18 protein-coding genes are annotated in these 21,540 nt (G+C 72.1%); 8 read left to right on the top strand and 10 right to left on the bottom strand.

The genetic code is table 11. From position 1 onward, the window contains the following. Window positions 1–961: 961 nt before the first annotated feature. From KS423_RS00380 to KS423_RS00365, 4 genes are all read right to left on the bottom strand, one after another. The gene (locus KS423_RS00380; RefSeq protein ID WP_224273216.1) at window positions 962–1,453 is read right to left on the bottom strand and encodes a hypothetical protein; all 492 of its coding nucleotides are present in this window, start codon (window positions 1,451–1,453) and stop codon (window positions 962–964) included. Between the two features lie 47 nt (window positions 1,454–1,500). Further along, on the bottom strand, window positions 1,501–1,962 hold the full coding sequence (locus KS423_RS00375; RefSeq protein ID WP_224273214.1) for a hypothetical protein: 462 nt from the start codon (window positions 1,960–1,962) through the stop codon (window positions 1,501–1,503). 702 nt (window positions 1,963–2,664) lie between these two features. Beyond that, window positions 2,665–4,266: an ABC-F family ATP-binding cassette domain-containing protein gene (locus KS423_RS00370; RefSeq protein WP_224273212.1), complete on the bottom strand. Its 1,602-nt coding sequence runs from the start codon at window positions 4,264–4,266 to the stop codon at window positions 2,665–2,667. A 569-nt stretch (window positions 4,267–4,835) separates the two neighbouring features. Further along, complete coding sequence (locus KS423_RS00365; protein ID WP_224273189.1) at window positions 4,836–5,837, bottom strand: LacI family DNA-binding transcriptional regulator; 1,002 nt, start codon at window positions 5,835–5,837, stop codon at window positions 4,836–4,838. 224 nt (window positions 5,838–6,061) lie between these two features. Between KS423_RS00365 and KS423_RS00360 the strand changes: the two genes are divergently transcribed. After that, on the top strand, window positions 6,062–7,798 hold the full coding sequence (locus tag KS423_RS00360) for an amidase (RefSeq protein WP_224273187.1): 1,737 nt from the start codon (window positions 6,062–6,064) through the stop codon (window positions 7,796–7,798). 149 nt (window positions 7,799–7,947) lie between these two features. On the opposite strand, the gene KS423_RS00355 is transcribed toward KS423_RS00360, so the two are convergent. From KS423_RS00355 to KS423_RS00340, 4 genes are read right to left on the bottom strand one after another with little or no spacing between them, the layout of a single operon-like run. Further along, a complete protein-coding gene (locus tag KS423_RS00355; protein ID WP_224273185.1) occupies window positions 7,948–9,429 on the bottom strand; it encodes an ABC transporter ATP-binding protein in 1,482 nt (493 codons plus the stop codon). Beyond that, on the bottom strand, window positions 9,426–10,274 hold the full coding sequence (locus KS423_RS00350) for an ABC transporter permease (RefSeq protein WP_224273183.1): 849 nt from the start codon (window positions 10,272–10,274) through the stop codon (window positions 9,426–9,428). Before KS423_RS00350 ends, KS423_RS00355 begins: the two co-directional genes overlap by 4 nt. Next, window positions 10,271–11,269: an ABC transporter permease gene (locus KS423_RS00345; RefSeq protein ID WP_224273175.1), complete on the bottom strand. Its 999-nt coding sequence runs from the start codon at window positions 11,267–11,269 to the stop codon at window positions 10,271–10,273. Before KS423_RS00345 ends, KS423_RS00350 begins: the two co-directional genes overlap by 4 nt. Continuing rightward, window positions 11,266–12,825: an ABC transporter substrate-binding protein gene (locus KS423_RS00340; protein ID WP_224273173.1), complete on the bottom strand. Its 1,560-nt coding sequence runs from the start codon at window positions 12,823–12,825 to the stop codon at window positions 11,266–11,268. Before KS423_RS00340 ends, KS423_RS00345 begins: the two co-directional genes overlap by 4 nt. A gap of 384 nt (window positions 12,826–13,209) precedes the next feature. Here KS423_RS00340 and KS423_RS00335 point away from each other — a divergent pair, with 384 nt between their 5' ends. The 7 genes from KS423_RS00335 to KS423_RS00305 all read left to right on the top strand — a co-directional run bounded on the left by KS423_RS00335 (window position 13,210) and on the right by KS423_RS00305 (window position 20,480). After that, entirely contained in the window at window positions 13,210–14,199 is a 990-nt protein-coding gene (locus KS423_RS00335) for a TauD/TfdA family dioxygenase (protein WP_224273170.1), read from the top strand. Window positions 14,200–14,244: 45 nt separating this feature from the next. After that, window positions 14,245–15,234 carry an ornithine cyclodeaminase family protein gene (locus KS423_RS00330; RefSeq protein ID WP_224273168.1) on the top strand — a complete coding sequence of 330 codons (990 nt, stop codon included), beginning with the start codon at window positions 14,245–14,247 and terminating at the stop codon, window positions 15,232–15,234. After that, a complete protein-coding gene (locus tag KS423_RS00325) occupies window positions 15,225–16,565 on the top strand; it encodes a Y4yA family PLP-dependent enzyme (RefSeq protein ID WP_224273160.1) in 1,341 nt (446 codons plus the stop codon). The genes KS423_RS00330 and KS423_RS00325 overlap by 10 nt, the downstream gene beginning before the upstream one ends. Before the next feature lie 32 nt (window positions 16,566–16,597). Further along, complete coding sequence (locus KS423_RS00320) at window positions 16,598–17,629, top strand: cysteine synthase family protein (protein WP_224273152.1); 1,032 nt, start codon at window positions 16,598–16,600, stop codon at window positions 17,627–17,629. Between the two features lie 24 nt (window positions 17,630–17,653). After that, window positions 17,654–19,069: an MATE family efflux transporter gene (locus KS423_RS00315; protein WP_224273150.1), complete on the top strand. Its 1,416-nt coding sequence runs from the start codon at window positions 17,654–17,656 to the stop codon at window positions 19,067–19,069. A gap of 487 nt (window positions 19,070–19,556) precedes the next feature. After that, window positions 19,557–19,835, top strand: a complete 279-nt coding sequence (locus KS423_RS00310) for a hypothetical protein (RefSeq protein WP_224273141.1) — start codon at window positions 19,557–19,559, stop codon at window positions 19,833–19,835. A gap of 174 nt (window positions 19,836–20,009) precedes the next feature. Then, on the top strand, window positions 20,010–20,480 hold the full coding sequence (locus tag KS423_RS00305) for a nuclear transport factor 2 family protein (RefSeq protein WP_224273139.1): 471 nt from the start codon (window positions 20,010–20,012) through the stop codon (window positions 20,478–20,480). Window positions 20,481–20,814: 334 nt separating this feature from the next. On the opposite strand, the gene KS423_RS47820 is transcribed toward KS423_RS00305, so the two are convergent. After that, on the bottom strand, window positions 20,815–21,231 hold the full coding sequence (locus KS423_RS47820; RefSeq protein ID WP_224273137.1) for a transposase: 417 nt from the start codon (window positions 21,229–21,231) through the stop codon (window positions 20,815–20,817). Beyond that, window positions 21,228–21,521 (bottom strand): hypothetical protein, encoded by a 294-nt coding sequence (locus KS423_RS47815; RefSeq protein WP_224273135.1) that lies wholly within the window; start codon window positions 21,519–21,521, stop codon window positions 21,228–21,230. Before KS423_RS47815 ends, KS423_RS47820 begins: the two co-directional genes overlap by 4 nt. Between the last annotated feature and the right edge of the window lie 19 nt (window positions 21,522–21,540).

Below are 21,540 nucleotides of genomic sequence, written 5' to 3'. Positions count from 1 at the left end.
TCGCGGGGCGTGGCTTGGCGGTAGGCCGTTCACCGGCGGGACAGGTGCCGGAGTGGCTCGATGCAGCAATTGTTGCCAGGCCGGACCGGTCATCGACAAGACCCCCTCGCTACGACCCACCGTCGTATCCGGAGAGGCCGGCACCGCTTCAAGGGGCGGGCGCCCGGAGCGCGCCGATCCCCGCCGACCCCTCCCGGCCTGCGCAAACATCCTCAGCCACTCACCCAAACAGTCCCAAAATGGTGCAAAACGGACACCACTATCCGTCGTCGTGCACCACATTCCCGTGTGAGCGCACTCACCACACGGGCCCCGGCAACATCACCGACCGGCCCGCCGCCACCACGCTGAGTCAACGCCGGGCGGCCGCCATTGAGACCGCCACCACACCTGGCCGACGCGGGAACGGCGCCGAAGCAGTTACCGGGCGGCTCGGCCTCGCCGTTCGCCCTGGACAGCAGCTGGTCCCGGGTCCTTCTCTCCCTGGGCATGCGAAAGGGCCCGTCTCCCCGGTGCAGTCCCGTCCGCCCTCTTTCGGGCGGCCGGGCCTGCTGCTTTTGGCGACACAGGGCCGTTACGGGGCGGCCAGCGGCGTGCCGGCCGGGCTCCGCGGCCCCGGTTCCACGGCTGGCCGCTGCATCACACGAGGCGAGCCCCGCTTTGCTCCACGGCCGGTTGAAGCCGACCAGCCCGATCAAGTACGTCGGGACTGGCTCCTGCGCCGCTCCAACACGTGGTTCCGGCTTCCACGGCCGGATCCGCTCAACCACTACACGGCCTTGCGGCAACTCCTCGTCCGGCACGCGGAGGATCTCGCCAGGGCGATCGATAGGTCTCCGCTCGGCCCATGACGGTCGGGCGAAGTCCCACCACAACTCATCGCGAAGGATGAACTGGTTCACCTGTCGCACCGCCGTGCTGCCGCACCCACAACGCGCCGCGATCTCCGCTGTCTGACCAGTCACCCGGGCTCCCTGACGTTCCACTCCCGCGGCAGGTCCTCGCCGCAGAAGACGCAGACGAAGTCCTCCTCCCGCACGATGTTGAGCTCCCGGCAGGAGCGGCATCGGCGGAAGACCACCTCGTGTGTGAACCCGGACGGGCGATGAATTCCGATCCGATCCAGGGCCTCGGCCACGGCCGGCCATGAGTCGACGTCCGGGCAGTAGCCGGTCGACTGGTTGCTGACCTCCTCGACCACCCACCGCCCGGACTCCTCACGGAAGCTCATCTCACCGGCGCTCAGCACCTCTCCGCCGCCCGCACACACCACGTGTTCGCTGCGGCGCGGAGCCAGTCGCAGCACCCCACCGCCATCGACGACGAACGTGAACGGCTCGGCCGACTCATCCAGGGTCAGCGCAGAGACCCACGCGCCGAAGTCCGCCGACGAGCGGATGCTCCGGCCCTCACCACCCGCCCGGACGAGCGCCTTCGGCTCAGCCGGACCCACATACCGATACCGCTCCCCCGCGTCTCCACGCGCACCAACCTGGTGGCTCACACCTGCACCGATACGGTCCCGTGCAGAATGCGGCCCGCCCTCTGCTCCTGTTCGAACCGCCGGGTGAACGCGTCCAGACGTTCCTCGGGCCCCAGTTCGATCAGACCGGGCGGCCAGGTGCCCGGCCGCACGAGGATCACCACGACGGCGCCCCGGCCCCCCGCTGCCGCCAGCCAGCCGGGTGAGACCTCGACGCGCGTGTCCGGCTCCCACAGCTGGCGCCCGCCGACCAGCGCCAGGCGCTTCACCCGGCCGTCGCCGACCTCCACGACCCCGCTCGTGTCCGGAGGCTCACCCGCTGCAAGCGTGAAGCCGCTGTCGACCGCGGCCTCCACCAGCTCCGGATACAGGTCCGCGCCGACCTCCACGATCAATTCCGCGAACGGCGGCCCCTGCGCCGCCTCGCGCACCGCCAGCGCCCACACCATCGGAGCCCGAGCCCTGCCGTTGTCCGTCATGTCAGTCACACCCACTCAACGAGCCACGGTCACCAGCCGCTCTGATCCCGCGCGTCGGCATGCCCCTCTCGCGCACTCCCGGCAGGCCCGCACGACCGCCGTTGTCGCCGGGTGTTCCTCCGGCCCGGGACTCGTCTCCGACAAGCCGGCCGTGACCGCGGCCGGTGCCACCTCCCCAGGGTGCCGCCCCGACGGTCACACCGACGCTCCGGACGTCCGGCGCCCCAGCGTTCGGCCCTCCGATCCCTGCCGGAGCGGCCCTGCGCGACCTTCTGCCGACTGCCACCACGCTGCCCGCCGGGTGGAGGATCGGGGGCGACGGCAGCGAGCACGACACCGGCACCTACGTCTCGGACGATCCGGCCGAGCCGACGCTGGCGCAGGAGCCGTGCACCCGGATGCGCCTTGTCCGCCGGCTGGTCACCCCTCTCACCCGGCCGGTCCGCCGCAGCATCGCCCATGTCCTGTACTGGTCCCGCCGACGCCGCCGAAGCCGACACCATGCCCGGACCGACCACGACAAATGGCGAGGCCACAGCCCAAGGGCTGTGGCCTCGTCACAGTAAGCACCGTTGCAGTACTACCGGCTCACGACGGGTCGCCCTGGCCGGTCATGGCGAGGAGGAGTCGCACGACCGCTGAGGCGGTTCGTGGGTGGTGGGCCAGGCCCAGGGTGCCGGGGACCGGGCCCGGCACCGGCACTCAGGACTGGGTGACCAGCTCCAGGTACGAGTCGTGCCACAGGTCCTCGTCCCCGTCCGGCAGCAGCAGGACGCGGTCGGGCCGCAGGGCCTCGATGGCGCCGGGGTCGTGGGTGACCATCACGATCGCACCCGGGTAGGTGCCGACCGCTGCCAGGACCTCCGCGCGGGAGGCGGGATCGAGGTTGTTGGTCGGTTCGTCCAGGAGGAGCACGTTGGCGCCGGAGTGGACCAGGGCGGCCAGGGCGAGGCGGGTCTTCTCACCGCCGGACAGAACCCTGGCCGGCTTGTCGGCGTCGTCGCCGCGGAAGAGGAACGCACCGAGCACGTGCCGCAGTTCGCCGTCGGTCAGGTCGGGCGCGGCCTTGGCGAGGTTGTCGCGCACGCTGAGCGTCGGGGCCAGGGTGTCGTGCTCCTGGGCGAAGTAGCCGAGGCGTAGCCCCGTCCCGGGGACGACGCGGCCGGAGTCCGGGGTCTCCTGACCGGCCAGGATCCGCAGCAGCGTGGTCTTGCCCGCACCGTTGGGCCCGAGGACGATCAGCCGGCTGCCGCGGTCGACGGCGAGGTCCAGCCCGGTCAGCACCGGCCGGTCGCCGTAGGCCTTGGCGAGGCTGATCGCGCCGAGCGGCATCCGGCCGCAGGGCGCGGGTTCGGGCAGCCGGATCCGGGCGGTGCGTTCGACCTGCCGGACGGGTTCGAGCTCGGCCAGCATCCGGTCGGCGCGGCGGGCCATGCTGCGGGCTGTCGTCGCGGTGGCGACGCTGGCGCGCATCCGGTCGGCCTGGGCGTGCAGGGCGGCGGCCTTGCGTTCGGCATTGGCCCGCTCGCGGGCGCGGCGGCGTTCGTCGGCCGCGCGCTGGGTGAGATAGGCCTGCCAGCCGGTGTTGTGGATGTCGATGGTGGCGCGGGTCGGGTCCAGGTGGAAGACCCGGTTGACGGTCTCCTCCACCAGCTCCAGGTCGTGGCTGATCAGTACCAGCCCGCCCTGGTGGGTGGCGAGGAAGCCGCGCAGCCAGCCGACCGAGTCGGCGTCCAGGTGGTTGGTGGGCTCGTCCAGCAGCAGGGTGCCGTGCTCGGCGAACAGGATGCGGGCCAGCTCGACCCGGCGCCGCTGGCCGCCGGAGAGGGTGCCGACGGAGGAGTCCATGACCCGGGCGGGCAGCCCGAGCCCGGCCGCGACCCGGGCGGCCTCGGCCTCGGCGCCGTAGCCGCCCCGGGACTGGAACCGGGCCTCGGCCCGGGTGTAGGCGTCCATCGCCCGGCGCTCCTCCACCGGGGAGCCGGCCCGGGCCATCGCCTCCTCGGCGGCGCGCAGCGCGCGGACGGCGGTGTCCAGACCGCGGGCGGACAGGATGCGGTCGGTGACGGTGACGGCCGGGTCGGCAGCGCGGGAGTCCTGGGGGAGGTAGCCGACCGGCCCGGTGCGGGTGACCGTCCCGGCGGCGGGTGGCAGTTGCCCGGCGAGGGTGGCGAGCAGGGTGGTCTTGCCGGCGCCGTTGCGGCCGACCAGGCCGATCCGGTCGCCGGGGGCGATGTGGAAGGTGACGTCGGACAGCAGCAGACGGGCGCCGACGCGCACGTCGACACCACGGGTGGTGATCATGGGATAACGCTCCGAAACAGCTAACGGACACACGGGTGGCGTGGAGGTGGGTCCGTCGGCTAGGAAATTCGGGGCGTAGACATGCGGGCCAGGCTAGCGGCCCGCCGAAACGGCCGCATCCGAATTCAAGTACCCAACGCCGTGGGCCAACAGCACCAGCACACGGCCGCGTTGTCACCCGCACGAGCTACCCGGCCCAGAGGCACAACTGAGCCTGACGAGGCTGGTCGATTCCGGCCAGTACGGCTGTTCGCCTCATGTCGTCCGGCTTTGAACGGGGCGGGGAGCGCGGTGTGCGCGCAGGCCTTCGGCCAGCCACCGTGGCACGAGCCCGACCCTGCGGCGGACGACCACCTGCTCCGGCTGAGCCGTGACGTCACCAGGCCGGGGTTCACCGCAGCGGCTGCCCTGGATCCCCAGGACCGCCTCATCGGCTTCGCCACTGCGTGGATCACCCCGTGGCCGTTCCCCTTCGACCGCTGCCACCCCCATGCCCTCAGCGGTCCCGGTGAGCACCGAACCCACGAACTGCCGTGCAGGGCACACGCGAAGCGACACGTGACCCGGTGTCAGGCCCGGCCGGCCGTGGACTCCCGGACCTTCAGCGCCCAGTCGTGCCACCGCACGGCTCCGGGCTCGGCCGATCCTGCCAGCAGATCGCTGAGCAGGGCCGCGCACGCGCGCCCGTACTCCGACGGGCGCAGGTCGACCGCGGTGACCTGGGGGCCTGAGCCGCGCGCCGCCGCTCCGTCGACGCAGGCCGCCACCAGGAGGTCCGTCCCGACCTGCCGGCCCGCCCGTGCCGCGGCCGCCAGCACGCCGGGAACCGCACCGTCGGGGGCGCACACCACCGCGTCCGCACCCGAGGCCCCGCCGATCAGGTCGGCCGTGGCCGCCTCGGCCTCGACCGGCGTTGCCGCGAACGGCACCGTCCGCACGGCCACCTCGACGCCCTCGCGTCGGCTCCAGGCACCAGCGGCCGCCCGGAGTGCGGAGGCCCAGTCGGAGCCGGGGCCGGGAACGAGCAGGGCCGGTCGCCGGGCGCCGCGCTCCGCGAGGTGGTCCAGCAGTGCGACCAGCGAGGCGGCGTTGTCGCACACCACGGCACCGCTCGGTGCGACGTCCCCGCCGAGGTAGCGTTCGCCCGTGACCACCGGGACGCCCGCGCCCAGCAGGTCAGGAACCTCCGGGTCGTCGACCTCCGGGTCGATCACCAGCAGACCGTCCACCCGGGCGGCGAGCCCGCCGCCGGCCGCCGTGCCGGGTGCGAGCAGGACGAGGTCCAGCCCGTCCTCCCTGGCCCGCTCGACCGCGCCGAACGCCAGGTTCATGTAGTAGTCGAGGCGGGTCGCCGTACGCGGCAGGTGCAGTCCGATCGCGCCGGTGCCGGCACGGCGCAGGCTGCGCGCCGCGGTGTTCGGCCGGTAGCCGAGTTCCCGGGCCACGTCCTGGACACGCTCGCGGGTGGTCTCGGAGACCCGGCCGGAGCCGCCGAGCGCGTTGGAGGCGGTGCTCTTGGACACCCCGGCCGCCCGGGCCACGTCGATCAGGGTCACGGAGCGGCTGGTCACAGCCCGGAAGTCTAGACGCAGCCCCGCCTCGCTCTGCCCCTCCGGTTCGCGCTCCCTTGCTGGAACGTTCCAGCAATGCTTACGATGCGCCTGCTGGAACGTTCCAGCAACGGCTGCCGACTTGACCGGCCAGTGCGACGGGAAGGGTGCCCGCCGTGTACGAGCGATCGGTCCGACGCCCGGCAGTTCGCCCTGTCCGACCCGACCACCTGGGAGACACCCGCATGACGCGCGGATTCGATGTTGTGGAGACCGGTATCGCCGACCTTCGCGCGGCGCTGGAGAGGGGCGAGACCACCGCAGTCGGGCTGCTCGACGCCTACCTCGCACGGATCGACGCCTACGACCGGCCCGGCACCGCCACCGCGCTCAACGCGATGGTCGTGATGAATCCGGACGCCCGCACCGAGGCCGAGGCCTCCGACGCCCGCCGCGCCCGCGGCGAGACGCTCGGCCCCCTCGACGGCATCCCCTACACCGCGAAGGACAGCTACCTCGCCAAGGGCCTGACCGCCGCCGCCGGTTCGCCGGCGTTCGAGCACCTCGTCGCCCAGCGCGACGCCTTCGCCATCGAGCGGCTGCGCGCCGCCGGTGCCGTGCTCATCGGCCTCACCAACATGCCTCCGATGGCGAACGGCGGCATGCAGCGCGGCGTCTACGGCCGCGCCGAAAGCCCCTACAGCGCCGACTGGCTCACCAGCGCCTACGGCTCCGGCTCCTCCAACGGCTCGGGTACCGCGACGGCGGCCTCGTTCGGCGCGTTCGGCCTCGGCGAGGAGACCTGGTCCTCGGGCCGGGCGCCCGCCTCGAACAACGCCCTGTGCGCCTACACCCCCAGCCGGGGCGTGATCTCGGTGCGCGGCAACTGGCCGCTCGTACCGACCATGGACGTCGTGGTCCCGCACACCCGCACCATGGCCGACCTCCTCGAACTTCTCGACGTCGTCGTCGCCGACGACCCGGACACCCGCGGCGACCTGTGGCGCGCACAGCCGTGGGTGCCGCTGCCCGCCGCCTCCCAGGTCCGCCCCACCTCGTACCCGGCGCTGGCCCCCGCCGACGCGGCGGCGGCACGCGCCACGCTCGCCGGCAAGCGCGTCGGCGTACCCAGGATGTACATCAACGCCGACCCCGACGCCGGAACGAACCCCGAGGGCGGCATCGGCGGCCAGACCGGGCAGCGCGTCGACACCCGCCCCTCGGTGATCGCCCTGTGGCAGGCCGCGCACCGCGACCTGGAGGCGGCCGGCGCCGAGGTCGTCGAGGTCGACTTCCCGGTCGTGACCAACTACGAGGCCGACCGGCCCGGCGCGCCCTCCCTGCTCACCCGGGGGCTGGTCAGCCGCGATTTCCTCACCGTCGAGATCGAGGACCTGTCCGCCTGGGCGTGGGACGACTTCCTGCGCGCGAACGGCGACCCCGAGCTCACCACCCTGTCCGAGGTCGACGGCGACCGCATCTGGCCCCAGCAGCAGGGTGAACTCCCCGGCCGCTACGCCGGGTTCGACGACTCGATCGGCGACTACCCGCGCTTCGTGCGCGAGCGCCCGTACGCGTCCTTCACCGACATGCCGCACCTCGAACGGGGACTGCGCGGACTCGAAGAGACCCGCCGGATCGACCTGGAGGACTGGATGAACGAACTCGGCCTGGACGCCGTGGTCTTTCCCACGGCCGCCGACGTCGCCCCGGCCGACATGGACGTCAACGAAGCCTCCGCCGACCTCGGCTGGCGCAACGGCGTCTGGGTCGCCAACGGCAACCTGGTGCCCCGCCACCTCGGCATCCCGACGGTGACCGTACCCATGGGCACCATGGCGGACACCGGCATGCCCGTCGGGCTGACCTTCGCGGGCCGCGCCTACGACGACAACGCCCTGCTGACTCTCGCCGCGGCCTTCGAGGCGACAGGCAGCCGGCGGACGGTGCCACCCCGCACGCCGCGGCTCTCGGCGGAGTGACAAGGGCGGCGCGCGGCACCGCCCTCCGTGGTGCCGCGCGCGCTGCCGTTGTGACCGGGGTGGGCGACCGGTGCCTTGAGCGAACCCGTCCCCGGGTCGGCCCCGGCCCGCGCTCTCAGGGGCGGTACCGGGACCAGAGCTGGCCGTGTTCAGTTCGGGACGGGGCTTGCGGCCGGGCGGTGGTCCGTGAGCGACGCTGCGTCGGAGCGCCCGAGTGTGAGGAGGGTGTCGGCGTGGGCCGTCACCAGGGGCAGGTCGTGGCTGACGAGGACGACGGCGAGGCCCTGGTCGGTCCGTAGGCTTCGCAGGAGTTCCATGATGTCGTCGGCGGTGTCGGCGTCGAGGGCGGAGGTGACCTCGTCGCAGAGCAGGACGTCGGGTTCGGCGGCCAGGGCCCGGGCGATGGAGACGCGCTGACGCTGCCCGCCGGAGAGTTCGTGGGGGTGGCGCTCGGCGTGACCGGGTGTGAGGCCGACGGCGGTGAGCAGTTCGGCGACGCGGGCGCCGCACCGGTCGGCGGGTCGTGCGAAGTGGAGCTTCAGGGGGCGCGTGAGGGCGGCGCCGACGGTGTGGGCAGGGTTGAGGGCGCCGAGCGGGTTCTGCGGGACAAGTTGGATGCGGCGGCGCTGGTCGCGGGTGCGCCGCCGGTAGGAGGGGGCCAGGGGCTCGCCGCCGAGGCTGATGCTTCCGGCTTCGGGTCGGTGGAGGCCGGCCAGGGTGCGTAGCAGCGTGCTCTTGCCGCACCCCGATGGGCCGGTGATCCCGGTCAGCGTGCCGGGCTGCAGCGCGAGGTCGAGGCCGGCGAGGACCTGGTGGCGCGTCCGGCCGGTGCCGACCCGGGCGTCGAGTGCCGTCACCTCGATGACAGGCTCCGGCCCGGCGGAAGCCCGAATCGGTGCGGGCGCCGTCGGCGTTGCGGGCGCCGTCGGCGTTGCCGGCGTGCTCGGGGTCGTGACCGGACGAGCCGGCCACAGCGCGAGGACGTCGTCGGCGCAGCGGGCGACGAAGTCGGAGTCGTGGCTGGTGAGGGCGATGGCGGGGCCGTCACGGTCGGCGATGTCTCGGAGCAGGTCGGCGATGTCGTCGCGCAGGGCTGCGTCGAGGCCCGCGGTGGGTTCGTCGAGAAGGAGGATCGCGGGGCGGCGGGCGAGGGCACGGGCGAGGGCGACGCGCCGCTGCTGTCCGCCGGAGAGGCTCGCGGTTCGACGGTGTTCGAGTCCTTCGTCGACCGGCAGCCGGACGGCGCGCAGCAGGTCCGGTACCGGGGTTCGGCGGCGCTGCGGGGAGGTCTCGCCGATGAGCCGGTCGACGCGCATGCGGGGGTTGAGTCCGGAGCCCGGGTCCTGGCCGACAAAGGCGAGTTTGTGCCGGCGCAGCCGGCGCAGTTCCTCGGCCGGGAGGGCGAGGATGTCGTGGCCGAGGACGGTGAGGCTTCCCGCGGTTACGCGCGCGCCGGGCGGGAGGGCGCCGACGAGGGCGCGCAGCAGAGTGGTCTTGCCGGCACCGGAGGGCCCGGTGATGGCGGTGATGCGGCCGGGTGCGAGGGTGAGCGTGGCGTCGGTGAGCAGCGGGGCGTCTCCGAGGGTGACGGACAGACCGGCGGCACGGGTGGCGGGGTCGGTGGTGCTCACAGCGGGGTCTCCGGGGTGGGCCGGGCGGGGGCGAGGGCTTCGGCGGCGAGGTTGACGCTGATGGCGAGCAGGCCGATGGCGAGGCAGGGGGCGCCGACGGCCCAGGGGTTGAGGGTGATGCCGGCGGCGTTCTCGCGGATCATCAGCGCCCAGTCGGCTTCCGGGGGTTGGGGGCCGAGTTGGAGGAAGGCGGCGACGGAGACGATGTAGATGCCTTCGACGAAGCGCAGGCCGAACAGGGCGAGGACGGTGGAGCGCAGGTTGGGCAGGACCTCGTGGACGGTGAGGTGCCAGAGGTTGTCGCCGCCCGCTGCCGCGGCTTCGACGAAGCCGGTGGTGGCGATGGGGGCGGCCGCGGCGGCGGCGATCCGCACTGCGTAGGGGATGCCGAGGATGATGGCGGCGGCCGCGACGGCGAGGCGGCCGCCCCCGGGCCAGGCCAGGGCAATGAGCATGATGGCGAGGACGGACGGCAGCAGGATCGTCAGGTCCGCGGCGCGTTCGATCCATCGGCCGAGGGCCGGACGCAGAACCGCGAGGATGCCGATGGCGGTGGCCGCCGCGGTGACGACCAGGGCGATGGCCAGAGCGGTGGCGATCAACGGTGCGCCGCCGGTCAGCAGGCGGCTGAGGACATCGCGGCCGAGTTGGTCGCCGCCGAGCGGTGCGTCGCCGCCCGCTTCGGCGTAGGGGAAGGTGACCGGGGTGTCGATCGGGTGCGGGGCGAGGAGCGGCCCGGCGAGTGCGAGGGCGACGAGGGCGAGTGCGGGGACGGCGCGGATGAACACCCGTCGCTTCCGTCGGGTGGTGGGCGAGGGGGCCGCTGTCGGGGCGTCGGCGGTCATCGTCGCTCTTCTCCGAGGGTGGTGGTGCGGACGAGGTCGGCGAGCAGCAGGAGCAGACTGATGGCGGCGCCGGCCGCGGCCACGACTCCGGCGACCAGCGGGGTGTCGCGGTCGGTGATCGCTCCGGCCAGGATGGCGCCGATGCCGGGGTAGTTGAAGAGGGTCTCGACGACGACGGTGCCGCCGAGGAGCATGCCGGCGGAGGTGGCGATGCCGACGGCGATGGCGGGCAGGGCGCCGGGGAGCATGTGATGGCTGAGGATGCGGCGGCGGGGCAGGCCGTCGAGGACGGCGGCCTGGACGTGCGGCAGGGCGGCCTGGTCGGCGAGTGCTCCGCGCACGATGCGGGTGTTCCAGCCGATCTGGGGGACCGCCAGGGAGAGCAGTGGCAGGACGATCATGGCCCACGACTCGGGTCTGCCGTCCGGGCCGGTGAGGGTGACGGCGGGCAGCCAGCCGGTCCACTGGGACAGCAGCAGGAGCAGGGCGACGGAGACGACGAACTCCGGGAGGGCGAACGCGGCGGTGGACAGGGCGTCGACGGCGCGGTCGACGCGCCCGCTGGGGCGCAGCGCGGCCCAGCCTCCGAGGGCGAGGGCGCCGACGGTGCTCAGTGCGAGGGCGAGGCCGCCGAGCAGGAGGGTGTTGGGGAAGGGGCCGGCCAGGACGTCGGTGACGTGCTGGCCGCGTGCGGTGGTGCCGAGGTCACCGGTGGGCAGGCCGGTCATCCAGTCCCAGAAGCGCTCGGCCACCGGGCGGTCGAGGCCCATGGCGGTGCGTCGGGCGGCGAGGTCGGCGGCGGTGACGCCCCGGTCGGAGCTCGCGCCGGCGGCGTCGCCGGGCAGGAGCTCGATGGCCGTGAAGACGGCAGCCAGCAGGACGACCAGCATCACGAGTCGCCGGACGGCCTGCCGGGCGACCCGGCCCGCACTGGGCAGGATGCGGGCCGGGAGGCTGCGCGGCGCGCGGGCACCGGCCGGTTGGAGCGTGGTCAACGCGCCAGCCAGGTCTTCTCGAGCTGGACGCGGCCGTAGCCGGGGAGCTTGGGCAGGTCGCGGACGGCCGCGCCGGCGAGGTCGATGCCGTCGGCCATGCCCCACAGCAGGTAGCCGGACTTGGCGAACTCGATCTCCTGGAGCTGGTGCAGCAGCTTGTCGCGCTCGACGGCGTCGGCGGTGCCCATGGCCTTGCGGTAGGTCTCGTCGAAGCTCGGCTCGTTCCAGCCGGACTCGTTCTGGCCGGCGTCCGAGAGCATCGTCTTGGAGGCGAAGAAGACCACCGAGTCGTTGGTGCCCCAGTACGTGGTGTAGAGCGTGCCCTTGAGCCAGGTGGAGTCCCAGAACACCTTGGAGTCCTGCTTCACGACGTTGATCTTCACCCCGGCCTCGCGGACCTGGGTGGCGAACAGCGTCGCGGACTCTGCCAGGCCGGCGATGTCCTCGGTGGTGACCAGGTCGTAGGTCTTCGAGGTGTCGAAGCCGGCGTCGGCGAGCAGTTGCCTGGCCTTGGCCAGGTTCCGGGTGCGCTGCGGGATGTCCTTGGCGAAGGCGGGGTCGCCGGTGCCGAGGATGTCGTTGCCGACGCTTCCGTAGCCGGAGAGGGCCTGCTTGACCATGGCGTCGCGGTCGACGGCGAGCTTGAGGGCCTCGCGCACCCGTACGTCGGCGAACGGACCGTCGGCGGTGCGCATGACGATGGGCATCGCCATGTCGTTGGGGCGCCGGACGACCCGGACGTCCTTGCGGGCCTCCGCGGTACGGGCGGCGACGGCGCCGGCGTTGGACGCGACGTCGATCTGCCCGGCGAGCAGGGCGTTGGCCATGGCCTGGGGGCTCTCGAAGAGGCGCACCTCGACGGCGTCCAACAGGACCTTGCCGCCGTACCAGTTGTCGTTGCGCACCAGACGGGCGTTGCCGTCGCGGTACCAGTCGAGCTTGAAGGGGCCGGTGCCGGGCGCACCCGCGATTGCGTCGTCCTTGGTGTCCTTCTTGAGGACGAAGGTGGTCAGACGGGTCAGCAGCGGCAGGTCGGCGTTGGCGTAGTCGGAGACCAGGACGACGGTCTTGGCATCCTCGGCCGTGATGCCCTCGGGCTGGATACCGGGCAGGCGGCTCTTGCCGGCCGGGGTGTTGCGCAGGCGCTTGAGCGACCAGACGACGTCGTCGGCGGTGACCGGGGTGCCGTCGTGGAAGGTGGCGCCGTCGGCCAGGGTGAAGCGCCAGGTCTTCAGGTCGTCGGACGGCTTCCAGGAGGCGGCCAGGCGGGGAGCGGTGTTGGTCCTGTCCCCGGGTATCGCGAGCGTGTCGTAGATCAGGCTGATGATGAGGTAGTCGCTCTCATTGGCCTGGGTGCCGTGCGGGTCCCGGGTGACGGCGGAGGCCTTGCCGAGGGCACCGATCTTCAACGTCCCTCCGGGGTGGGGCTGTTGCCCGGTTCCGCCGGAGGGTGCGGCCTCATTGGCGCCATCCTTGCCGCCACCGCAGGCGGCGAGCATGCCGATCGCTCCGGCTCCGGCTCCGGCCCACAGCAGCTGTCGTCTGGTGACGCCCACGTTCGATCCTCGTCTCGAGTCCGTACTCAATTTGCTTAGGGTTACCTACCCTAAATTCGAGACGCGTCGCAAGCCGTTCGACGGGGCGCACCCAACTTCCAGCCATGCGCCCTCACCTCCAACTTGCGCCAAGGACAGGGAAGTTACCCCTGTGCGGACCGTGCACCGCCACCCGAATCCGCGACCACGTAAATATGGACATCCAGTCAGGTAAGGCTTGCCTAACTTCTAAGTCATTGCTACGTTTCCTGTCGTCCGGCCGTTCGAACCGACCCGGACCGATGCCCCACGCCCAGCTCCCGTCGCCGTCCCACACCGGCGCGGTGATGCCACGTGCCCGCACCCAGTGCTCCTTCTCCTCTCCTGTCCCCGGAAGGTCCCACCGTGCCCACCCGCCCTGCCCCGGTACGCCGTCTCGACGCCGCTGCCGTCGCGGAACTCACCACCACCGCCGCCAAGCTGCTGGCCTTCCACGGCTCCGCGACCAGCCCCGCCCTGCTGGCCGACCTGCCCGTGATGTGCGCCCAGCTCAGCGAGCCGCTGCGCCACCGGCTGCGTCCGGTCGACACCGCCGACGGCCTGTTCGTGCTGCGCGGCCTGGAGATCGACGACACCGACCTCGGCCCCACGCCCGGCCACTGGTCGACCGTCGGTGACGCCGGCGCGCTCTGGGACGTGGTGCTGCTGCTCGTCTCCACGCTGATGGGCACCCCGATCGCGTGGGACGGCCAGCAGGAGGGCAGGTTCGTGCACAACATCGTGCCCTCCCCCGGCCACGAGAGCGAGCAGACCGGCGCCTCCAGCTCCGTCCTGCTCACCCCGCACACCGAGGACGCCTTCCACCCGGGCCGCGCGCACCTGTTGCTGCTGTGCTGCATGCGCAACCACGACGCCATCGCCACCACCGCGGCCAGCGTGCGCCTCGCCGACCTGTCCGACGCCGATGTCGAGCAGCTGAAGCGGCCCGTCGCGCCGATCCTGCCCGACGACGCCTACGAGCAGGCCCGGAAGTTCGGCGGCCGGCCCGCGCCGGTGCCCACCCTGTTCGAGACGCCCGAGGGTCTGACGATGCGCTACGACCCTGCCTACACCCCGTTGGAGGAAGCGGACGAGGCGTGGCGCGACGCATACGGGCGCCTCGGTGAGGAACTCGCCCGAGTCTCGGTCGCGGTGAGCCTGGAGCCGGGAGACGTCCTGATCGTCGACAACGACCTCGTCGTCCACGGCCGCGTACCGTTCCAGGCCCGCTACGACGGCACCGACCGCTGGCTCAAGCGTGCCTCCGTCCGCGTCGAGCACCGCCCCACCCGCCCGGCCGCCGAGAACGACGAACACGGCTACGGCCAGGCCGCCCTCACCGCCTGGGCCGCCTGAACCACCAACTGCCGCCGCCCCACCACACCTCGAAAGGGCACCCTCATGGACCGGGACGACACCACCCTGCGCGTACTGTCCACCAGCGACCTCGCCGGCCTGGACATCACCCTCGCCGACGTCGTCGACACCGTCGAACAGGCCTACCGCACCCTCGCCGCCGGGCAGTCCGAAAACCCGCGCAAACTCACCGTCAGGCCCGCCGACGGCCACTCCGTCTCCTACGCCATGCTCGGCCGCGACGGCGTGCGCAACGTCGTCGCCATCAAAACCTCCTACAAGCACGGCCTCGACGAGAGCCGCGAGAACCAGCACTACTACACGACGCTGACCATCTACGACGACGTCACCGGCCTGCCCGTCGCCATGATGGACTGCTCCCGCATCGGTTCCCTGCGCACCCCGGCCGTCTCCGCCCTGCTGGCCCGCGAGTGCGCCGCCCCCGACGCGTCGACCGCGCTCGTCATCGGCACCGGCACCCAGGGCCGCCTCGCCCTGCCGTTCCTGCTCACCACCCTGCCCGAGCTGGAGCGCCTCCTGCTGTCCGGCACCCACCCCGACGGCATCGCCGCGGTCCGAACCGAACTCGCCCGGCACTTCCCCGACCGGGAGATCGAACTGGTCACCGACCTCAAGGCCGCCGCCCGCGACGCCGACGTCATCGTCGCCACCGCCGGCGGACACACCCCGGCCGCCGTCGAGGCCGACTGGCTCAAGCCAGGTGCGGTGGCGATTCTCGTCGGCCACGGCCTCGCTCCCTCCACCCTCCACCGGGCGGACCGGGTGATCGCCACCAGCGAGGCCCAGATGCGCGTCACCGGCACCGACATGGCCGACGCGGACGGCAACCTCCCGGCCGTCGACCTGGAGCTGCCCGTCATCATCTCCGGCGTCTCCAGGGCCCGAACCGCCCCCGAGCAGCGGATCTTCGCCTACAACAGCGGACTCGTCGTCACCGACATCGCGCTGGGTCACCGCTTCGCCCAGCTCGCCGCCGACCAGAACCTCGGCGCCGAGGTGGCCCTGTGGCGCTGACCCTGCCCGCCCACTTGGACCCGCTCACCGACCGGATCCACGGCAGCGGCCTGCTCCACGAACTCGCCCATGGCCTCCGGGGCCCCTTCCACTACCTGCTGCCCGAGCGGTTCGACGCCAATCTCGCCGCCTTCCGCGCCGCCTTGGCCGACGCCGAGGTGGAAGGCCGGGTCTACTACGCGAAGAAGTCCAACAAGGCCTCCGTGTTCGTGGAGCGCTGCGCCGCAGTCGGCGCCGGAGTCGACGTCGCTTCGCTCGGCGAACTGCGCGACGCGCTCGGCCACGGCGTGCGCGGCGAGGACCTCGTCGTCACCGGCCCCGCCAAGTCCGAGCAACTGCTGCGCGTCGCCGCCCAGCAGGGCGCACTGATCGCCGTCGACGCCCTCGACGAACTGGAGCGCCTGCTCGGCCTCGGCGGCAACCGCCCCGTCCGGGTCCTGCTGCGCCGGTACCCACCGGCCCAGCCGCGCAGCAGGTTCGGCCTGAACGACGCGCAGCTGCACCAGGCGTTGGAGCGCTGCGTCGCCGCCGGGGACACCGTACGGATGGAGGGCCTCAGCTTCCACCTCTCCGGCTACGCGATCCAGCCGCGCGCCGACCTCGCCGGAGAGCTCGTCGAGCTCTGCCTCAAGGCTCGGTCGTCGGGCCTGCGGGCGGACCGGATCAGCATCGGCGGCGGCTTCCCCGTCGACTACGTCGCCGCCGATGCCTGGGACGCCTTCCTCGCCGAACAGGGGCCCGGGCACTACCACGGCGAGAGGTCCTTCGCCGCAGGCGACTTCTACCCTTACCACTCCCCCGCCGCCGGCGCGGACGCGCTTCGGGCGATCCTCTCCGCCAGCCCCGGCGGTACCGGTCCGAACCTTGCCGAGCGGCTGCGGCAGGCCGGCGTGATGCTCCTGCTGGAGCCCGGCCGCGCCCTGCTGGACCGCGCCGGCTCGTCGGTGTTCCCCGTCCAGGGCGTCAAGGACCGCTCCGGGTACGGGATCATCACCGTGGACGGCACCAGCCTCAGCCTGTCCGAGCAGTGGTTCAACAGCGAGTACCTGCCCGACCCGGTCCTGCTCCGCGACCGCACCGGCGGCACCGACCACACCGACCGCCCGTACCCGGCGTGCGTCGGCGGGACCTCCTGCCTGGACTCCGACCTGCTGACTTGGCGCAAGATCGCCTTCCCCGCCCGGCCCCGCGTCGGCGACCTGCTCGTCTACCCCAACACCGCCGGCTACCAGATGGACTCCAACGAGTCCCCCTTCCACGAGCTCCCGCTGCCGCCGAAGGTCGTCGTCGACCACCACGGCGACCGCCCGCGCTGGCACCTCGACCGCTGACCCCCGCCCCGCCGTCCCCACGGAGCCCCACCATGACCGACGCCCTGAACCGCCCCCCGGTGGTCAGCCGGATGTCCGACCTCATCGGCTGCACCCCGCTGTTCGAACTCGCCCGCGCCGACACCGGCGCCCGGCTCCTCCTCAAGCTGGAGATGTTCAACCCCACCGGTAGTGCCAAGATCCGCATGGCCCGCCAGATGGTCCTCGACGCCGAGGAGCGCGGCGACCTGCGCGAGGGCGGTCACATCATCGAGTCCACCTCCGGCAACACCGGCCTGGGCCTGGCCGTGGTCGCCGCCGAACGCGGCTACCGCTTCACCGCCGTCGTCGACAACCACGCCGCCGCCGACAAACTGCGCGGCATGAAGGCGATGGGCACCGAACTCGTCCACGTCGACGCCGACACCGACGGCGAGGAACTCCACACCGCGGCCCGCGAGGAACTCGCCGAGGAGATGGCCCGCGGCAAGGACAACACCTTCTTCACCGAGCAGCACAACAACCCCAGCAACGCGGTCGGCTACTACGCCGTCGGCCGCGAGATCGCCCAGGCCCTCGACAACCGGGTCGACGTGCTGATCGGCGCGGTCGGCACCGGCGGCGGACTGTGCGGGACCGCCCGCGAGCTCAAGAAGTCCGTGCCCGACGTCGCCGTCGTGGGCGTCGAGCCGAAGGGTTCGATCGCCTTCGGGCCGCCCGCCCACGACTACTACCAGTCCGGCACCGGCACCCCGGAGGGAGCCACCATCGGGCTGCTGGTCGACTACGACCTCATCGACGAGGGAGTGAAGGTCGGCGACATCGAAGCCTTCGCAACCGCCCGCGTCGTCGCCCGCCGAACCGGCCTGCTCATCGGCGGCTCCGCCGGGGGCGTCGTCCACGAGGCCCTGAACCGCCTGCAGACCCTGGCGCCGGATGCCGTTATGGTCGCCTTCATCAACGACGGTGGCGAGAAGTACATGGACACCGTCTTCAACGATGACTGGATGAACGCCCGCGCACTGCTCGACGAGGCCGTGGAGGCCGACATCGACGAGACGCTCACCAAAGTCCGCAGGCCCTGACTTCCGAGAAACGTGACACCCACGATGCAGCAGCTAGCCACTCTCGCCCGCGACAGCCGCGCACTCGCCGCCCTCGCCGTCCCGCTCGCCCTCACCCAGCTCGCCCAGGTCGCCCTCACCACCACCGACACCATCATGATGGGCGTCCTCGGGACCGAGGCCCTGGCGGCCGGCGGCCTCGCGCTGGTCATCTTCAACCAGCTGCGGACCATGGGCGTCGGGCTCGTCACCTCCGTCGGCAACCAGGTCGCGGCAGCCGCGGCCCGCGCCGAACGGGCCCAGGGCTCCAAGGACGAGAGCACGGGCGACGACGACGTACGAGACCTGGTGCGGGCGGCAATGGCGGCCGCCACGCTCGCCGGCCTCGCCGGCGCCGTCCTGATGGTCCTCATCGGCCAGGCCGCAACCTGGCTCGGTCAGGACGCCGCCGTCGCCCACCGCGCTCAGGGCATGCTCGCCGCGCTGGCGCCGGGTCTGCTGCCCTGCCTCTGGTTCCAGGCGATCCGTCAGTTCACCGTCGGCATGCGCCGCCCCCAGGCGCTGCTGCAGATCACCATCGCCTCCGTCGCCGTCAACGCCGGGCTCAACTGGATTTTCATCCACGGCACCTGGGGCATGCCCAAGCTCGGCCTCACCGGCATCGGCGTCGCCACCAGCAGCGTCTACCTGCTCTCCTTCCTCGCCCTCTACGGCTCCGCCCGCCGCGACCCGCAGCTGGCGCCGCTGCTGAGCCTGGACTTCTGGCGTGCCGACGCGGCCACCGTACGCCGCCTGCTCGGCCTCGGTGCCCCGATCGCCGCCACCTACGGCTCCGAGGCCGGATTCTTCTCCGTCACCGCACTGCTCGCCGGCAGCTTCGGCGCCGCCGCGCTCGCCGCCCACACCGCCGTCAACCAGCTGATCTACATCGTCTTCCAGGTCGCTGTCGGCCTCTCGCACGCGGCGTCCATCAACGTCAGTCGGGAGCTCGCCCTCGGCGAGTACGCCGTCGCCCGCCGGATCAAGAACACCGCCCTCGCCTGCGGCGCCGTCGTCACCACCCTCGTCGGCATTGCCTACCTCGTCGTCCCCGACCTCGTCCTGCGGCCCTACTTCGACGCCGGCTCGGCGGCCGACCAGCAGGGACTGGAGATCGCCACCGGCCTGCTGGCCGTCGTCGCCGTCCTACAGTTCTTCGACTGCGCCCAGAACATCGGCGTCGGCCTGTTGCGCGGCCTCGACGACACCAGGAGCGGCTTCCGCATCACCCTCATCGGCTACTGGCTCGTCGGCCTGCCCGCGGCCTGGCTGCTCGCCTACCCCCTCGGCGGCGAGACGCGCGGCCTCTGGCTCGGCCTGCTCATCGGTCTCGCCACCACCGCCGTCCTCCTCCTGCGCCGCTACGGCCTCGCCCTCGCCGCCAAGGCCGCCACCATTCCCGAAGCGGCCGTCGCCGGCTGATCCGGCTCCCCGGGGGACCGGGCCCCAGGAGGTCCGGTCCCCGGAAAGCACGGTTCCCGACACCCACCACCCGTCCCCGCCGGCCGCCCGCGAGACCGAGCTTCCCCTCCACCTCACCGGCTGCCCCCGGACCTGGCCGCCGCACTCACAGACCGTCTCGGCGCCCGCGAGCCACTCGACCTCGTCCGGGTCGTGCCCTGCGCCCGGACCGACACGGCATCGCACTGCGCTGAGACACACGCGCACCCACAGGGCGTGCGCCTTCCGTTCCGGACCCGGCATCGGCGCGGTCCTTCTCCGCCGTGACCCAGACGGTGAGGCGATCCACCGAGTCCTCGGCTACCTGGTCCGCCTGACCACGACGTGCCGCCTACACAGACAACCCCACCTGCACCAAGGCGGACGGAAACGGTACCCAGAGATCCGGCTCTACCTTCGAGAAGGGTTGAGATCAGTCTTGAACGTGGATACTTCGAGTGATGCGCCCGTGTTGGGCGACGTGCTGCTCGGCTTCTGGTCGGCCCGGGACCGCTTCCTGGAGGCGGGCTTGGCGACCAACCGCAGCGACCCGATCGGCGGCCTCGCGGAGTCTCTTGCCGCTGCAGCGTTTTGGCCGAGTGCCTCGGCGCGGGCGGCCTACGAGAGGGCGCGCGGCGTCCGCACTGGGATCGACCGCTCAGGCGAGTTCGGGCCGGCGCTCGGCTCCATGCCCGTGGCGGGGAACGGTCGTAGGAACTCACTGGCTGTCGAAATCGAACAGGGCTGAGGCCTGGGAGAGTGATCCACTGAGGGTGATGCGGCTGGTCGATTCCGACCAGGCATGCTGCTCGTTCGTCCGCTCGTAAATCGGCTGGGGAGGGCGGGGCCAAGAGCGCGCTCTGCCAGGGCTGGTGCGGAAAACTCGTTGCCCTGGAGCCCGTTAGCACTGGTAGAAAGGGGCATGGACGACAAGATCATTCCCCCGGTCGAGCGGATGCTCGCGGAACGCGCCTGCGAGCGCATCATCGTGGACTTCATCCACCGCCTCGACCTCGGTGACCCGAGCTCGGTGGCCGAGCTGTTCACCTCGGACGGCTTCTGGCACTGGCCCTACGGGGACCGGCGCATCGAGGGACGCGAGGCCCTGCGCCGCTACTTCGCCTCCCGCCCGGCGGACAGGCTGTCCCGTCGTCTGATGACAAACATCCTGGTCACGGTGGAGTCCGAGACGACGGCGCGGGCCGTCTCGTACCTGACGACGTACCGGGTCGACGGCTACGCGGGCGGAATGATCGAGCCCAGGCTCCCGGCCAACGTCGGCCACTACGAGGACACCTTCCGCAAGATCGACGGCGCCTGGCTCCTCGCCGGCCGCACCGTCTTCCTCCCCTTCGGCGCCGACACCGAGCGACTCCCCGCCCCGACTGCTTGACTTCCTCCCCGTGCTAAGGCACGGGGATTCCGGCCGCGCGTGCCGCGCAAGAACTTCGCCCCGTGCGTGCGCGCGTCGCCGGTGGTCGGCGCTTCACGGACCGCCTCGCGGCGAGGTCTCCACGCCCTGATGGGACTCGTCGGGCCGTGAGGGAGACTACGGTCCGTAGCCGCCAGTGGGTGAGCACTTTCACGCCCGGAGCCACTATGAGTTCGAGCCACGGGAACTCCCGCTTCGCCTCCACCAGCTCGATCGCGCCGCTTCGCGGCTCCGGCACAGCAAGAGCCAACCCCCAGCTGAAGCAGGGGGTCTGCGCTCAAGAATTCGGATCAAGTCAGCCTGTGGGGTGGGTGGCGGCGCGCCAGGACCGCCGCCGGGGGATGCTGCGGTCGAGGAATTCCTGCAAGGCGGTCGGGGTCCTGGGCCGGGGCTTCGGCGCGGGGGGCAGCTGAGAGCCGATGCGTTCGAGGTTGACCGCGATGGCAGTCAGGACGTGCTGGACGTGGGCCTTGTCATCGCTGCGGTAACGGCACTGGCGCATGCCGTGGCCGTTGACGAACTCGTTGATGGTGCTCTCAACTCCGGCCCGCAGGGAGTACCGCGACAGCCACTCCTGGGTCTGCTGCTCGGTCCGGGACTCGGACTGGATGTCCAGGAGTTCGCGGGGCAGGAAGGTCAGGACACGGCCGTCGCTGCGGGTGCAGGCTGCCTTGAGCGAGCACTGGCCGCAGTCCTTCTTGGAGAACTTCACCTGAAGGTAGGGCGTGCGATGGACGGGCGCTCCAGCAATGCCCGGCCAGTCTTGCCTGCCTGCAACTCGGCCTCCACGAACGGCCGGTCCTGGTACTGCTCGATCAACTGCCGTCCGTGCTCCGGAGAGCAGGCGGTGATGAATCTCTTGCCGTCGAGGCGCGGGTCGGTGCGGTGGGTGACCGAGGAGTCCCGCACGAGGGCGTGGTACTCGCTTCCGTCGGAGATCACCGTGCCGCACAGATCGCGGAGCTCCGGCAGGGCCTCGTCTTGGTCCTCGGTCTCGCTCACGCTCCATATCCACCCCGGC

It is taken from the genome of Streptomyces sp. LS1784 (assembly GCF_020103755.1).
GTDB lineage: Bacteria > Actinomycetota > Actinomycetes > Streptomycetales > Streptomycetaceae > Kitasatospora.
The sequence above is the reverse complement of the archived record's forward strand: the minus strand, read 5'-3'. Positions and strand labels throughout refer to the sequence as shown.

What these genes read in the sequence shown, in the direction of transcription:
- KS423_RS00375 (WP_224273214.1), bottom strand. Translation starts at nt 1,962, where the DNA reads ATGACGGACAACGGCAGGGCTCGGGCTCCGATGGTGTGGGCGCTGGCG.
- KS423_RS00370 (WP_224273212.1), bottom strand. Translation starts at nt 4,266, where the DNA reads ATGATCACCACCCGTGGTGTCGACGTGCGCGTCGGCGCCCGTCTGCTG.
- KS423_RS00360 (WP_224273187.1), top strand. Translation starts at nt 6,062, where the DNA reads ATGACGCGCGGATTCGATGTTGTGGAGACCGGTATCGCCGACCTTCGC.
- KS423_RS00350 (WP_224273183.1), bottom strand. Translation starts at nt 10,274, where the DNA reads ATGACCGCCGACGCCCCGACAGCGGCCCCCTCGCCCACCACCCGACGG.
- KS423_RS00330 (WP_224273168.1), top strand. Translation starts at nt 14,245, where the DNA reads ATGGACCGGGACGACACCACCCTGCGCGTACTGTCCACCAGCGACCTC.
- KS423_RS00320 (WP_224273152.1), top strand. Translation starts at nt 16,598, where the DNA reads ATGACCGACGCCCTGAACCGCCCCCCGGTGGTCAGCCGGATGTCCGAC.
- KS423_RS00315 (WP_224273150.1), top strand. Translation starts at nt 17,654, where the DNA reads ATGCAGCAGCTAGCCACTCTCGCCCGCGACAGCCGCGCACTCGCCGCC.
- KS423_RS00305 (WP_224273139.1), top strand. Translation starts at nt 20,010, where the DNA reads ATGGACGACAAGATCATTCCCCCGGTCGAGCGGATGCTCGCGGAACGC.